Consider the following 14,346-nt stretch of genomic DNA (forward strand, 5'->3'; position numbering starts at 1 on the left):
CCGAGGAGGCGACCGGTTCCCGGCGGGACGGGAGTGGGGCGGTCTGCTGGAGCCCGCCGCCCCGCCCGCGCCCGCCGGGCACGGGGCAAGCCGGGGACCTGCGCACCGGGGCGCACGCATGCAGTACGTTCAGGGCATGTCCCAGCCCGCCAGGTCCTCACGCACACCAGCCACGCCCGACGCGCCGGAGAGCGCCGCGGGCTCCCGCGCGGCCGCCCAGCGACTCAAGATGCGCCGGGAACTGGCCGCCGCCGCGATGGAGCTGTTCGCGACCAAGGGGTACGAGGCGACCACGGTCGACGAGATCGCCGCGGCGGCCGGGGTCGCCCGCCGCACCTTCTTCCGTCACTTCCGCTCCAAGGAAGAGGCGATCTTCCCCGACCACGACGACACCCTGATCCGCGCCGAGGCGGTGCTCAACGCCGCCCCCGCGCACGAGCACCCGCTCGACACGGTGTGCCGTGGCATCAAGGAAGTCATGAAGATGTACGCCGCCCAGCCGGAGATCTCGGTCGCCCGCTACCGGCTGACGCGCGAGGTGCCCACGCTGCGGGAGGCGGAGATCGCCTCGGTGGCCCGCTACGAGCGTCTGTTCACCCGTTATCTGCTGGGCCACTTCGACGAGCGCGCGCACGCCGACGACGCCAACGACGACCCGCTGCTGGCCGAGGTCGCCGCCTCGGCGGTGGTCACCGCGCACAACCATGTGCTGCGGCGCTGGCTGCGGGCCGACGGCCAGGGGGACGTGGAGGCGCAGCTGGACCACGCCTTCGCCATCGTCCGCAAGACCTTCGGCACCGGGATCGGGGCCGGCCGCACGACCGCCTCCCAGCCCGCTCAGGCCGCACCGGCCGCTGCCTCCCGGCAGGGCGACGTCCTGGTGACCATCGCCCGCACCGACGCGCCGCTGGACGAGGTGATGCGGACCATCGAGGAGGCGCTGAAGGAGCGCTGACCCCCGCGCGCGACGGCCTGGGAGGGCCGGAGTCGCTGTGAGAACGGCCACCCTGCGGGGTGGCCGTTTTGGCATGTCAGGGGCCCTTTTCGACAGGCTCTGCGACCCGATTCGATCGATCATCGCTCATTTGTTGCGTAAAGATTTCGTCTGAGCGGAAGTTATGGCACTCAGTGCCTTGCCGACTGACACGGGGTGTCATACGTTGAAGAGGTCCGGGCGACCGGCGTGCAGCGACCGCACCGCATGCCGACTGTCCCTGCGGCCCCATGGCCCGCATGTCCGGACGCCTGCGTCACAGGCAACCTCCCGCGCCACAAAGCGCTGCCACAACACCACCCCCGCCGAACCGACGGCACCCTCACCCACCCCTCAGCAGCACCGACGCAACCCTCAGCGCCCCTCCCTCAGGGCGCTCATCGCCGGAGGCAACACCGTGACCGTGAAGGACATCCTGGACGCGATCCAGTCGCCGGACTCCACGCCCGCCGACTTCGCCGCACTGCCGCTCCCCGAGTCGTACCGCGCGATCACCGTGCACAAGGACGAGACGGAGATGTTCGCGGGCCTTGACACCCGCGACAAGGACCCGCGCAAGTCGATCCACCTGGACGAGGTCCCCGTGCCCGAGCTGGGCCCGGGCGAGGCCCTGGTGGCCGTCATGGCCTCCTCGGTCAACTACAACTCCGTGTGGACCTCGATCTTCGAGCCGCTGCCGACGTTCGGCTTCCTGGAGCGCTACGGCAGGCTCTCGGAGCTCACCCGGCGGCACGACCTGCCGTACCACATCATCGGCTCCGACCTCGCGGGCGTCGTCCTGCGCACCGGCCCGGGCGTGAACGCCTGGAAGCCCGGTGACGAGGTCGTCGCCCACTGCCTGTCCGTCGAGCTGGAGTCCTCCGACGGCCACAACGACACCATGCTCGACCCCGAGCAGCGGATCTGGGGCTTCGAGACCAACTTCGGCGGCCTGGCGGAGATCGCCCTGGTGAAGTCCAACCAGCTGATGCCGAAGCCCGCGCATCTGTCGTGGGAGGAGGCAGCAGCCCCGGGCCTGGTCAACTCCACCGCCTACCGCCAGCTGGTCTCCCGCAACGGTGCCGGCATGAAGCAGGGCGACAACGTGCTCATCTGGGGCGCCAGCGGCGGCCTCGGCTCGTACGCCACCCAGTTCGCCCTCGCCGGCGGCGCCACCCCGATCTGCGTCGTCTCCAGCGAGCAGAAGGCCGAGATCTGCCGGAAGATGGGCGCCGAGCTGATCATCGACCGGACCGCCGAGGACTACAAGTTCTGGAAGGACGAGCACACCCAGGACCCCAGGGAGTGGAAGCGCTTCGGCAAGCGCATCCGCGAGCTCACCGGCGGCGAGGACGTCGACATCGTCTTCGAGCACCCGGGCCGAGAGACCTTCGGCGCCAGCGTGTACGTCACCCGCAAGGGCGGCACCATCGTCACCTGCGCCTCGACCTCGGGCTACCAGCACGAGTACGACAATCGCTACCTGTGGATGTCCCTGAAGCGGATCATCGGCTCGCACTTCGCCAACTACCGCGAGGCCTGGGAGGCCAACCGGCTGGTGGCCAAGGGGAAGATCCACCCGACGCTGTCGAGGGTCTACTCCCTCCAGGACACCGGCCAGGCCGCCTACGACGTCCACCGCAACCTCCACCAGGGCAAGGTCGGCGTGCTCTGCATGGCCCCCGAGGAGGGCCTCGGCGTGCGCGACCAGGAGATGCGCGCCGAGCACGTCGACGCCATCAACCGCTTCCGGAACGTCTGAGGCAGCGGAGGTCATCGATGACAGAGCGTCAGCCCGCCGGAGGCAGGCGGGAGAAGGACCGGCCGTGGCTCATGCGGACCTACGCCGGCCACTCCACGGCCGAGGCGTCCAACGAGCTGTACCGGCGCAACCTCGCCAAGGGCCAGACCGGACTGTCGGTGGCGTTCGACCTGCCGACGCAGACCGGCTACGACCCCGATCACGTCCTCGCCCGCGGCGAGGTGGGCCGGGTGGGCGTGCCGATCGCCCACCTCGGTGACATGCGCCGCCTGTTCCAGGACATCCCCCTGGAGCAGATGAACACCTCGATGACGATCAACGCCACGGCCATGTGGCTGCTGGCGCTCTACCAGGTCGTCGCCGAGGAGCAGGGCGCGGACATCACCAAGCTCCAGGGCACGACCCAGAACGACATCGTCAAGGAGTACCTGTCCCGGGGAACCCATGTCTTCCCGCCGGGACCGTCGCTCCGGCTGACGACGGACATGATCGCGTACACGGTCTCCCACATCCCCAAGTGGAACCCGATCAACATCTGCAGCTACCACCTCCAGGAGGCCGGCGCCACGCCGGTGCAGGAGATCGCGTACGCGATGTCCACCGCGATCGCCGTCCTGGACGCGGTGCGCGACTCCGGCCAGGTCCCGCAGGAGCGCATGGGCGACGTGGTCGCCCGCATCTCCTTCTTCGTCAACGCGGGCGTCCGCTTCGTCGAGGAGATGTGCAAGATGCGCGCCTTCGGCCGGATCTGGGACCGGATCACGCGCGAGCGCTACGGCATCGAGGATCCCAAGCAGCGCCGGTTCCGCTACGGCGTCCAGGTCAACTCGCTCGGCCTGACCGAGGCCCAGCCGGAGAACAACGTCCAGCGGATCGTGCTGGAGATGCTGGCCGTCACGCTCTCCAAGGACGCACGCGCGCGTGCCGTGCAGTTGCCGGCCTGGAACGAGGCGCTCGGCCTGCCCCGCCCCTGGGACCAGCAGTGGTCGCTGCGCATCCAGCAGGTGCTCGCCTACGAGAGCGACCTCCTGGAGTACGACGACATCTTCGAGGGCTCGAAGGTGATCGAGGCGAAGGTGGAGCAGCTGGTCGAGGCGGTGACCGCCGAGATCGAGCACATCCAGGAGATGGGCGGCGCGATGGCCGCCGTGGAGTCCGGCTATCTGAAGTCGCAGCTGGTCGCCTCGCACGCCGAGCGCCGGGCCCGTATCGAGTCCGGTCAGGAGAAGATCGTCGGCGTCAACATCTTCGAGGGGACGGAGCCGAACCCGCTCACGGCCGACCTGGACACCGCGATCCAGACGGTCGACCCGGCGGTCGAGGCCCGGGTCGTCGCCTCGCTCGGGTGCTGGCGCGACACCCGGTACCAGCCGCCGTTCAACCACCCGCGCCCCTGCAAGGCGCTGGAGCGGCTGAAGGAGGCCGCCAAGGGCACGGACAACCTCATGGAGGTCACCCTGGAGTGCGCCCGGGCGGGTGTCACGACCGGGGAGTGGGCCGGGGCGCTGCGGGAGGTGTTCGGCGAGTTCCGGGCGCCCACCGGCGTGTCCTCCGCGCCCGTCGCGGTGGCCGCCGAAGAGGGCTCGGCCCTGGCCGACGTCCGCCGGAAGGTGGATGCCACCGCGCGTGACCTCGGCGTCGGCAAGCTGCGCTTCCTGGTCGGCAAGCCCGGCCTGGACGGCCACTCCAACGGCGCCGAGCAGATCGCCGTCCGCGCCCGGGACGCCGGGTTCGAGGTCGTCTACCAGGGCATACGCCTGACGCCTGAGCAGATCGTGGACGCGGCCCTCGCCGAGGACGTGCACGCGGTCGGCCTGTCCGTCCTGTCCGGCTCGCACGCCCAGCTGGTGCCGGACGTGCTGCACCGACTCCGTGTGGCCGGTGCCACAGATATACCCGTGATCGCCGGTGGCATCATCCCGAACGGTGACGCCGAGCAGCTCAGAGCCGCCGGTGTGGCCGCCGTCTTCACCCCGAAGGACTTCGACATCACCGGGATCATCGACCGCATCGTCGACGAGATCCGCACAGCGAACAAGCTCGACCCCCTGGAGGTCCCCGCATGACCAGCCCTGCTCCCCAGGTCAACCGACTGCGCCCGCGGCGCTCCTGCCTGGCCGTACCGGGCAGCAACCCCCGCTTCCTGGAGAAGGCGCAGGGCCTGCCCGCCGACCAGGTCTTCCTGGACCTGGAGGACGCGTGCGCGCCGCTGGCCAAGCCGGAGGCACGGCACACCATCGTCAAGTTCCTCAACGAGGGTGACTGGACGGGCAAGACCAGGGTGGTGCGCGTCAACGACTGGACGACCGAGTGGACGTACCGGGACGTCGTGACGGTGGTCGAGGGCGCCGGCCCCAACCTCGACTGCATCATGCTGCCGAAGGTCCAGGACGCCCAGCAGATCGTCGCCCTCGATCTGCTGTTGACGCAGATCGAGAAGACGATGGGCTTCGAGGTGGGCCGCATCGGCATCGAGGCGCAGATCGAGAACGCCCGGGGCCTCAACAACGTCAACGAGATCGCCCAGGCCTCCCCGCGCATCGAGACGATCATCTTCGGCCCGGCCGACTTCATGGCGTCGATCAACATGAAGTCCCTCGTCGTGGGCGAGCAGCCGCCCGGCTACCCGGCGGACGCCTACCACTACATCCTGATGAAGATCCTCATGGCGGCCCGCGCCAACGACCTCCAGGCGATCGACGGCCCCTACCTGCAGATCCGCAACGTCGACGGCTTCCGCGAGGTGGCCGGTCGCGCCGCCGCGCTCGGCTTCGACGGCAAGTGGGTGCTGCACCCCGGCCAGGTGGACGCCGCCAACGAGGTCTTCTCGCCCTCCCAGGAGGACTACGACCACGCGGAGCTGATCCTGGACGCCTACGAGTACTGCACGTCCGAAGCGGGCGGCAAGAAGGGCTCGGCGATGCTCGGCGACGAGATGATCGACGAGGCCAGCCGCAAGATGGCCCTGGTCATCGCGGGCAAGGGGCGCGCCGCCGGCATGACCCGCACGTCGAAGTTCGAGATTCCGGAGGCCTGAGCGCGATGCAGTTCGGACGGACCTACGAGGAGTTCGAGGTCGGCGCGGTGTACAAGCACTGGCCGGGCAAGACGGTCACGGAGTACGACGACCACCTGTTCTGTCTCCTCACCATGAACCACCACCCGCTCCACATGGACGCGAACTACGCGGAGCGGACGACTGACTTCGGCAAGAACGTCGTCGTCGGCAACTACATCTACTCCCTGCTGCTCGGCATGTCGGTGCCGGACGTCTCCGGCAAGGCGATCGCCAACCTGGAGATCGAGTCGCTGCGGCACGTGGCGCCCACCTTCCACGGCGACACGATCTACGGTGAGACGACGGTGCTGGACAAGTGGCCGTCGAAGTCGAAGAACGACCGCGGCATCGTCCATGTCGAGACCAAGGGCTACAAGCAGGACGGCACCCTCGTGTGCGTGTTCCGCCGCAAGGTCATGGTGCCGACCGAGACCTACATCAAGGAGCGCGGCTGGGGGCCCCTCCCAGGCCATTCGGGCACTGGGGGAGAGCATCCGGGCCGCCCGGAACTGAACGCCCCTACGGAAAAGACGGAGAAGTAGGCCATGGCCCGTCTCGCCCAGACCGCCGGTCTGACCGATGTCCAGCAGGAGATCGTCTCCACCGTCCGTGACTTTGTCGACAAGGAGATCATCCCGGTCGCGACCGACCTGGAGCACCGTGACGAGTACCCGCAGCAGATCGTGGACGGCCTCAAGGAGCTGGGCCTGTTCGGTCTGATGATCCCCGAGGAGTACGGGGGCCTGGGCGAGTCGCTGCTGACGTACGCGCTGTGCGTGGAGGAGATCGCGCGCGGCTGGATGTCGGTGTCCGGCATCATCAACACCCACTTCATCGTCGCGTACATGCTCAAGCAGCACGGCACGCAGGAGCAGAAGGACTACTTCCTGCCGAAGATGGCCCTCGGGGACATTCGGGGCGCGTTCTCGATGTCGGAGCCGGCGCTCGGCTCCGATGTGTCGGCAATCACATCGAAGGCGGTCAAGGACGGCGACGAGTACGTCCTGACCGGCCAGAAGATGTGGCTGACCAACGGTGGCACCTCCTCGCTGGTCGCGGTCCTGGTCCGAAGTGACGAGGGTCACCCCGAGGGCACCGCACCGCACAAGTCGATGACGACCTTCCTGGTGGAGAAGGAGCCCGGGTTCGGCGAGGTCCGCCCCGGCCTCACCGTCCCGGGCAAGATCGACAAGATGGGCTACAAGGGCGTCGACACCACCGAGCTGATCATGGACGGCCTGCGGATCCCGGCCGACCGGGTGCTCGGCGGCACCACCGGCCGCGGTTTTTACCAGATGATGGACGGCGTGGAGGTCGGCCGGGTCAACGTGGCCGCCCGCGGCTGCGGCGTCGCCCAGCGCGCCTTCGAGCTGGGCGTCCAGTACGCGCAGCAGCGGCACACCTTCGGCAAGCCGATCGCCCAGCATCAGGCCATTCAGTTCAAACTCGCGGAGATGGCCACCAAGGTCGAGGCCGCGCATGCCATGATGGTGAACGCGGCCCGGAAGAAGGACTCCGGCCAGCGCAACGACCTCGAGGCCGGGATGGCGAAGTACCTGGCCTCCGAGTACTGCAAGGAGGTCGTCGAGGACGCCTTCCGCATCCACGGCGGCTACGGCTTCTCGAAGGAGTACGAGATCGAGCGCCTCTATCGTGAGGCCCCCATGCTGCTCATCGGTGAAGGTACCGCCGAGATCCAGAAAATGATCATCGGCCGCAGACTGCTCGAGGAGTATCGGTTCCAGGGCTGATTGTCCGCGTACGGGGTGTTTTCTCGGAGAAGAAGATCACACCCCGTGAACGGTTATCGGCCGTCGACTCGGCTTCCCGGCTTACCCAGTTGTGGCCCTTAACCGCTACGATCGCGGAAAGCCGCCGTCCCCCGTCGAAGCGCGGCATCATCCGCTACGAAGGTCATCCATGCCCCACAGCCAAACCTCTGCACCTCGCGACAGCCTCGCCGGCGTACGCCTCGCGCGCGGAGCATCGCCGTGGCTTCTGCCGACCGTCGCCACCGCGGCCGTCAGCCTGGTCCGCGCTCGCCGCTCCGGTGCGGCCAGGGCCGTAGCCGTCCCCGCCACCGCACTGGCGGCGGGGATGCTGTGGTTCTTCCGTGACCCGGAGCGCGAGATCGCCCAGGGCCGGGTCATCTCGCCCGCCGACGGCGTGGTGCAGAGCATCATGCCCTGGAAGGACGGCCGCACCCGCGTCGCGATCTTCATGAGCCCGCTGAACGTCCACGTCAACCGCGCCCCGCTCGCCGGCACGGTCACGTCGGTCGAGCACATCCCCGGCGGGTTCGTCCCGGCGTTCAACAAGGAGAGCGAGAACAACGAGCGCGTCGTCTGGCACTTCGACACCGAACTCGGTGACATCGAGATGATCCAGATCGCCGGCGCGGTGGCCCGCCGTATCGTCCCCTACGTCCCGTCGGGTACCAAGGTCGAGCAGGGCGACCGGATCGGTCTGATCCGCTTCGGCTCGCGCGTCGACCTCTACCTGCCCGAGGGCGTGGAGGTCGCGGTCGAGGTCGGCCAGAAGACCGTGGCTGGGGTGACTCGCATTGACCGTGATTGATCCCGACACCCAGGCCGGCTGGGTGCCCGAGGCCGACGACGTGGACGACGACGAGGAGATGCCCCTCTCGCTGCGCCTGTCGATAGCCGACACCCTCACCCTGGGCAACGCCACGTGCGGCTTCATGGCGGTGTACTTCACCACCACCGGCATCCTGATCCCGCACCTGACCGGCAGCAGCGAGTCGGGCATGGCCCGGCACAGCGCCGCCACGGCCGTCATCCTGATGCTGTGCGCGGCGGTGTTCGACCTGTTCGACGGCCTGGTCGCGAGGAAGCTGCGCTCCTCCCCCATGGGCGCCGAGCTGGACAACCTCTCCGACCTGATCAGCTTCGGGCTGGCCCCGGCGTACTTCGTCCTCGTCTACGGCATGGTCGCCGACGACGCCCACCAGAGGGTGGCCGCGCTGGGCGCGATCGTGGTGCTGCTGGCGGTGGTGCTGCGGCTGGCGAGATTCTCCTGCGTGACGATGAAGGACGGCATGTTCCAGGGCATGCCCTCGCCCTTCGGCGCACTGACCGTGGTGTCCATCGTGCTGCTGGAGCTGCCCTTCGTGGCCACGCTGCTGGCGATCCTGGGCACCGCGTGGCTGATGGTGAGCCGCGTGGAGTACCCCAAGCCGCGTGGGCGCCTGGCGGTGGCGATGCTCTCCTGGATCGTGCTGTCGATGGGTCTGCTCGCCGCCTGGGCGTTCGACGCCCCCAGCGGCCAGCTGCTCCTCCAGACCGGATGCGCGCTCCAGCTGGTCATGGGCGCGGTGATCCCGCTGTTCGCCACGGCGCGCCGGGTGAACAACTTCCGGGACAACCGTCGCGAGGCGCGGGCGGCACAGCTGCCGTAGGCCGCCCCGCGCTCGCGAGCGGGCCCCGGCCGACGCGGTTGCCGTTGGTCGATCCGGGGCCTTACACCTGCTTCACACCTGCTTCGCCCCGTCGATCGTCCGGTCGACGGGGCGAAGCCGTATGCAGGGCGGGTCCGGGGCCTCGAAGGGGCACCGGCGGGGCGCCGGGGGACGAACCGTCCCCTCCGGCTCAGCCCTTGCCCGGGGTGTACGCCCGGGCCGCGTCGGACGCGGCGGCCTGCTGTACGACTCTCATGCCGCCGGTCACGTTCTTCTCCGGCTTGAGGATCACGCTCTCCCGCGAGGACGGAGCGGCGGGATCGGTGAAGTCCTGGACAGTACCGAAGCCGATGTCGAAGGAGTCGATCGTCAGCAGCGCCTTGTCGACACCCTCCCGGGTGAGGTCCTTGTTCGCACAGGCCTTCTTCAGTGCCTCGCCGAAGGCCGACGCGGCGGTCCAGCCGGCCACGATGCCGTTGTCGAGGGTGTCCTTCGGATAGGCCGCCCGGTAGTCGGCGACGAGCTTCTTCGCCTCCGGGGTGTCCGCGCCGATGGGAAGCGAGGGGGAGGCCACGTAGTAGTTCTTCGTCAGGGCCGGGCCGGCCTGGGTGGCCAGCAGCTGGGGCGCGAAGGCCGAGTTGTTGCCGATGACCGGCACATCGAAGCCGGTGGCCGCCGCGACACCGACCAGGGAGGCCGCCTGGCGCGGCCCCGCGCTGATCACGATCGCCTTGACGCCGGCCTGCTTGAGGGCGGCGACCTGGGCGGTCATGTCGTTGTCGGTCGGTTTGATCTTCTGCTCCACGACGGTGAGACCGGCCTGCCGCGCCCTGTACCGCGAGCCGACGAGGGCGCTCTCGCCGTAGTCGCCCTCGAAGTAGACATGGCCGATCCTGTCGCCCTTCTTCAGTCCCTTCTTCTTGATCAGGAAGTCGACGGCGTTGATCGTCTCGAGGTCGTAGGTGGATCCGATGACCCGGATGTACGGGCTGCCCAGCAGGGCCGACGACCAGGCCTGCGGCAGGACGACGTCCTTGTCCTGTCCGTCGACGCGCTGCTTGACGGCGGCGACGAACGGCGACCCGATGAACTGGACGAAGCCCAGGACCTCGGGTTCCAGCTCGGTGTAACCGGCGACGGCCTTCTGTGGGTCGTAGCCGTGATCGCGGACCGAGAGGGCCACCTGGTAGCCGCAGACGCCGCCGGCGGCGTTCAGCTGCTTCACATAGAGCTGCTGGGCCTGGGTGACGCTCTTGCCGAGGGTCGCGTAGACGCCGGTCATGTCGGTGAGCGCGCCCAGCGTGATCGTCTTGCCGGAGATGCCCTGCCCGGTCTTCACACCGCCCGCATCCGGTTCACCGCGGTCGTCGTCCTTGGCCTTGGAACTGCATCCGGCCAGCACGAGCAGTGCCGCCACGGCACCCGCGGCGACCCTGGACCTGTACCTCGTGATCATCATTGCTCCCCTGGATCGGTTCTGACGCGGCGCCGGGCGACCACGCCGACCAGGCCGCCGGGCAGGAACAGCACCACCAGCACGACGGCGGCGCCGTAGAGGTACCGGGCTGCCTCGCCGGGTGCGATCCCGCCCGTGCCGGGGGCGGACAGGAAAGGCAGCGTGTCGCTGTAGCGGGTCAGCAGTTGGGGCAGCAGGGAGACGAACACGGCCCCGGCCACCGCCCCGGAGACCGAGCCGAGCCCGCCGATGACGATCATGGCCAGATAGTCCAGGGACAACGTGATGCCGAAGTAGTCGGGCACCGTCCGCTGGAAGACCAGGGCCAGCAGGACGCCGGCGAGGCCCGCGTACATCGAGGAGAGCACGAACACGGCGGCACGGTGGCGGGCCACGGGCACGCCGAGCACTCCGGCGGCGATGCGGTGGTCGCGGATGGCGTTCATGGCACGGCCCGGACGGCCGCGCAGCACCCCGCGGGCGAACAGGGCACCGGCGAGGAGCAGGACCAGACCCGCGTACCAGAGTTTCTCGGCGGATCCGAACGGCACATGGGCGACGAGGACCTCACGGTCGTCGAAGGTGAGGCCGAACAGGCTCAGGGGCGGGACGTCCCGGCCGTTCGCGCCGCCGGTCAGGTCGTGCGCGTTGAACATCACGTGCTGGCCGGCGAAGACGAGGGCGAGGGTGGCGATGCCCAGGTAGGCGCCGCTGAGCCGGCCGGAGATGGGGCTGAACAGGCCGCCCGCGACGCCCGCGAGGAGCACCGCGAGCACGGCCGCGAGCCAGCTCGGCAGGGAGAGCCCGGTCAGTCCGTCACCGCCGGACGCCCCGAACACGCAGTAGCCGTAGGCGCCGACGGCGAGGAAGAAGGCGTGTCCCATGGAGAGCTGCCCGGTCGCGCCGGTGAGGAGGTTGATGCCGATCGCGCCGATCGCGGCGGCCATCGCGAACAGACCGGCCTGAAGCCAGAAGCGGTCCACGTAGAACGGGAGGGCGAGCAGCAGGACGGCTCCCGCCCCCCAGGCGCAGGTGCGGAGGCTGGGCCTGGGACCGGGGCGGAGACGGGGACGAAGACGGATGCGACGGCCGGGCCCGCGACGGGGGCGGACGGGCGCCTCGCCGGCCGCGCCGCGGCCGAGGACCTCAGACACGGGCGAGCTCCTTCGTGCCGAACAGCCCCGCGGGCCGGACCAGCAGGACCGCGACCATGACCAGGTAGGGCGCGAGGTCTCCGAGACCGCGCCCCAGAAACGTCAGATCGCCCTGGTAGCCGGTGGCCAGCGACTCCGTGACGCCGACCAGCAGGCCGCCCACCAGCGCACCCGTCGTGGAGTCGAGGCCGCCGAGGATCGCCGCCGGGAACGCCTTGAGCGCGGCCAGTGATGTGGTCCGGCCCAGGCCCGGCGTCGGGAAGACGGTGAGGAACAGCGCGGCCACGGCGGCCAGGCCCCCCGCCACGGCCCAGGCACCCAGCGAGACCCGCCCCAGCCGCACGCCCATCAGCGCCGCGGTCTGCGGACTCTCCGCGGTCGCGCGCATCGCCACGCCCCACGAGGTGTACCGGAAGGCGAGCAGGAATGCGGCGATGAGCAGCGCGGCGGTCACGAACGCGGCGATCCGCGTGTGCGCGAGGGACACCGGTCCGATGCTCAGGACGGCGTCGCCCCAGGGGTCGCCCAGCGGAATGACGTCCGTGCCGATGCGGCGGGTCAGTTCGGTGGTGAGCAGGATGTCGACGCCGATGGTGACGATGGCCAGGACACTCTGGTCGGTGCCCCGGTAACGGCGCATCACCAGGAACTCCACAGCCGCGCCGACCAGTGCGGCGCCCGCGATCCCGGCGAGCAGCGCGGGCCAGAAGCCGATGTCGTCGTGGAGGGACGCGGTGATGTAGCCCCCCGCGAGCAGCAGCGAGGCATGGGCGAAGTTGACGACCTCGGTGGCCCGGAAGATGACCACGAAGCCGAGGGCGATGAGTGCGTAGACGGAGCCCAGCGAGACTCCGCCCAGGAGGATCTCGGCGAGGTCGCTCATGTTTCGGCCCCCAGGTAGGCGCGTACGACGGCCGGGTCGTTCTGTATGTCGGCGGGGGCGCCGTCCGCGATCCGGCGCCCGAAGTCCAGTACGGTCACCGCGTCCGCGAGCCGCATCACCACCCCCATGTCGTGTTCGACCAGCACGATCGAGATGCCGAGACCGTCGCGGACGCCCGCGATCACGGCGGCGGTCCGGCGGCGTTCGCCGGCGGTCATGCCGGCGACCGGCTCGTCGAGGAGCAGCAGCCGCGGCTCCATGCACAGGGCGCGGGCCAGTTCGGCGAGCTTCTGCTGCCCGTACGGAAGGGAGCCCGCCGGGCGGTCGAGGCAGTCGGCGATGCCGACGAACTCGGCGATCTCCCGGACGCGTGCGCGATGGCGCCGCTCCTCACGGGCCGCCGACGGCAGCCGCAGGCCCGCGGCCAGGAAACCCGTGCGGGTCAGCCGGTGCCGGCCGAGCAGCAGACAGTTCTCGACCGAGGTGTGCGGCGGCAGCGCCAGATTCTGGAAGATGCGGGCGACGCCCAGGCCGGCGATGCGGTGCGCGGGCAGGCCGGTCAGCTCGTGCCCGCCGAAGCGGACGCTGCCCGCGGTGGCCCGGTAGACCCCGGACAGCACGTTGAAGCAGGTGGACTTGCCCGCGCCGTTGGGCCCGATGAGGGCGTGCACGGTGCCGGGGCGGACGGTGAAGCCGACGTCGTCCAGGGCGGTGAGCCCGGCGAAGCGGACGGTCAGGTTGCGCACTTCGAGGGTGTCCACGCGCATCACCCCTGCCAACGGGTCAGTGTCCGCGGTACGCCGGCCACCCGTTCGACGTCCGCGGCGGCGTCCTCGTCGACCACGCCCAGGTAGCGGCGGCGCACCTCGTCGGAGGCCGCCAGCTCCGCCGCCGGTCCGGACAGCGTGACCTCGCCGACCTCGAGGACGTAGGCGTGCGTGGCGAGCCGCAGGGCGAGCGCGGCGTTCTGTTCGACGAGGAGGACCGAGGTGCCCTGGGCGTTGATCTCCCGCACGGCGCCGGCGATCCGCTCGGTCATGAGCGGCGCGAGACCGAGGGACGGCTCGTCGAGGAGCAGCACGCTCGGCGCCGCCATCAGGGCCCGGGCGACGGCGAGCATCTGCTGTTCGCCGCCGGAGAGCAGCCCGGCGCGCTGTCCCGCGCGTTCGGCGAGCACGGGGAACAACTCGTGGACGCGGTCGAGGGCCGCGGCCCGGCCCGCCCGGCTGCCGCCGAGCGCTCCCGCACGCAGGTTGTCGGCGACCGTCATCCGTGCGAACACCCGCCGCCCCTCGGGAACCTGGGAGACGCCGGCGGCCACCACCCGGTCCGGTGGCAGCCCGTCGAGGCGGCGGCCGTCCAGGCTCACGCTGCCTTCGGTCACCGCGCCGCCGTGGAAGGACAGCGTCCGGCTGATCGCCCGGAGCAGGGTGGACTTGCCCGCCCCGTTGGCGCCGAGCACCGTCACCACCGCCCCGTACGGCACCTGGACCGACACCCGCCGCAGGGCGCGCACGGGTCCGTATCCGACGGACAGATCACGTACCAGCAGTCCGGATCCGCCCATGCACGGCCCCCTGTTCCATTCGGTGTGGCGCTCACCTCAGCACCGACAGGGGCGTCCGTCCACGGCTCCTGGCGG

At 70.0% G+C, this 14,346-nt stretch carries 13 protein-coding genes; 8 read left to right on the forward strand and 5 right to left on the reverse strand.

The features are described 5' to 3' along the window. Positions 1-136 precede the first annotated feature (136 nt). The 8 genes from ACWDUZ_RS19935 to pssA all read left to right on the forward strand — a co-directional run bounded on the left by ACWDUZ_RS19935 (position 137) and on the right by pssA (position 9,211). Entirely contained in the window at positions 137-955 is an 819-nt protein-coding gene (locus tag ACWDUZ_RS19935; RefSeq protein WP_451633110.1) for a TetR family transcriptional regulator, read from the forward strand. A 442-nt stretch (positions 956-1,397) separates the two neighbouring features. Further along, the gene (gene ccrA, locus ACWDUZ_RS19940) at positions 1,398-2,735 is read left to right on the forward strand and encodes a crotonyl-CoA carboxylase/reductase (protein WP_451633167.1); all 1,338 of its coding nucleotides are present in this window, start codon (positions 1,398-1,400) and stop codon (positions 2,733-2,735) included. A 17-nt stretch (positions 2,736-2,752) separates the two neighbouring features. Then, positions 2,753-4,801, forward strand: a complete 2,049-nt coding sequence (locus ACWDUZ_RS19945; protein ID WP_451633111.1) for a protein meaA — start codon at positions 2,753-2,755, stop codon at positions 4,799-4,801. Further along, complete coding sequence (locus ACWDUZ_RS19950; RefSeq protein ID WP_451633112.1) at positions 4,798-5,772, forward strand: HpcH/HpaI aldolase/citrate lyase family protein; 975 nt, start codon at positions 4,798-4,800, stop codon at positions 5,770-5,772. The genes ACWDUZ_RS19945 and ACWDUZ_RS19950 overlap by 4 nt, the downstream gene beginning before the upstream one ends. A 5-nt stretch (positions 5,773-5,777) precedes the next feature. Then, on the forward strand, positions 5,778-6,335 hold the full coding sequence (locus tag ACWDUZ_RS19955) for a MaoC family dehydratase (protein ID WP_451633113.1): 558 nt from the start codon (positions 5,778-5,780) through the stop codon (positions 6,333-6,335). Positions 6,336-6,338: 3 nt separating this feature from the next. Continuing rightward, on the forward strand, positions 6,339-7,544 hold the full coding sequence (locus ACWDUZ_RS19960) for an acyl-CoA dehydrogenase family protein (protein ID WP_451633114.1): 1,206 nt from the start codon (positions 6,339-6,341) through the stop codon (positions 7,542-7,544). A gap of 169 nt (positions 7,545-7,713) precedes the next feature. Further along, positions 7,714-8,370 carry a phosphatidylserine decarboxylase gene (locus ACWDUZ_RS19965; protein WP_389836748.1) on the forward strand — a complete coding sequence of 219 codons (657 nt, stop codon included), beginning with the start codon at positions 7,714-7,716 and terminating at the stop codon, positions 8,368-8,370. 22 nt (positions 8,371-8,392) lie between these two features. Next, complete coding sequence (gene pssA / locus ACWDUZ_RS19970) at positions 8,393-9,211, forward strand: CDP-diacylglycerol--serine O-phosphatidyltransferase (protein ID WP_451633168.1); 819 nt, start codon at positions 8,393-8,395, stop codon at positions 9,209-9,211. Positions 9,212-9,401: 190 nt separating this feature from the next. On the opposite strand, the gene ACWDUZ_RS19975 is transcribed toward pssA, so the two are convergent. Genes ACWDUZ_RS19975 through ACWDUZ_RS19995 form a run of 5 tightly spaced genes read right to left on the reverse strand, consistent with a single transcriptional unit; the run spans position 9,402 to position 14,271 of the window. Next, positions 9,402-10,667, reverse strand: coding sequence for an ABC transporter substrate-binding protein (locus ACWDUZ_RS19975; protein WP_451633115.1), 1,266 nt, complete (start codon positions 10,665-10,667; stop codon positions 9,402-9,404). Next, entirely contained in the window at positions 10,667-11,821 is a 1,155-nt protein-coding gene (locus tag ACWDUZ_RS19980) for a branched-chain amino acid ABC transporter permease (RefSeq protein ID WP_451633116.1), read from the reverse strand. The genes ACWDUZ_RS19975 and ACWDUZ_RS19980 overlap by 1 nt, the downstream gene beginning before the upstream one ends. Then, positions 11,814-12,704 (reverse strand): branched-chain amino acid ABC transporter permease, encoded by an 891-nt coding sequence (locus tag ACWDUZ_RS19985; protein ID WP_451633117.1) that lies wholly within the window; start codon positions 12,702-12,704, stop codon positions 11,814-11,816. Before ACWDUZ_RS19985 ends, ACWDUZ_RS19980 begins: the two co-directional genes overlap by 8 nt. Then, positions 12,701-13,471 (reverse strand): ABC transporter ATP-binding protein, encoded by a 771-nt coding sequence (locus ACWDUZ_RS19990; RefSeq protein ID WP_451633169.1) that lies wholly within the window; start codon positions 13,469-13,471, stop codon positions 12,701-12,703. Before ACWDUZ_RS19990 ends, ACWDUZ_RS19985 begins: the two co-directional genes overlap by 4 nt. Beyond that, positions 13,471-14,271 (reverse strand): ABC transporter ATP-binding protein, encoded by an 801-nt coding sequence (locus ACWDUZ_RS19995; protein ID WP_451633118.1) that lies wholly within the window; start codon positions 14,269-14,271, stop codon positions 13,471-13,473. Before ACWDUZ_RS19995 ends, ACWDUZ_RS19990 begins: the two co-directional genes overlap by 1 nt. Positions 14,272-14,346: the final 75 nt, after the last annotated feature.

This window comes from Streptomyces sp. NPDC003393, from assembly GCF_053589015.1.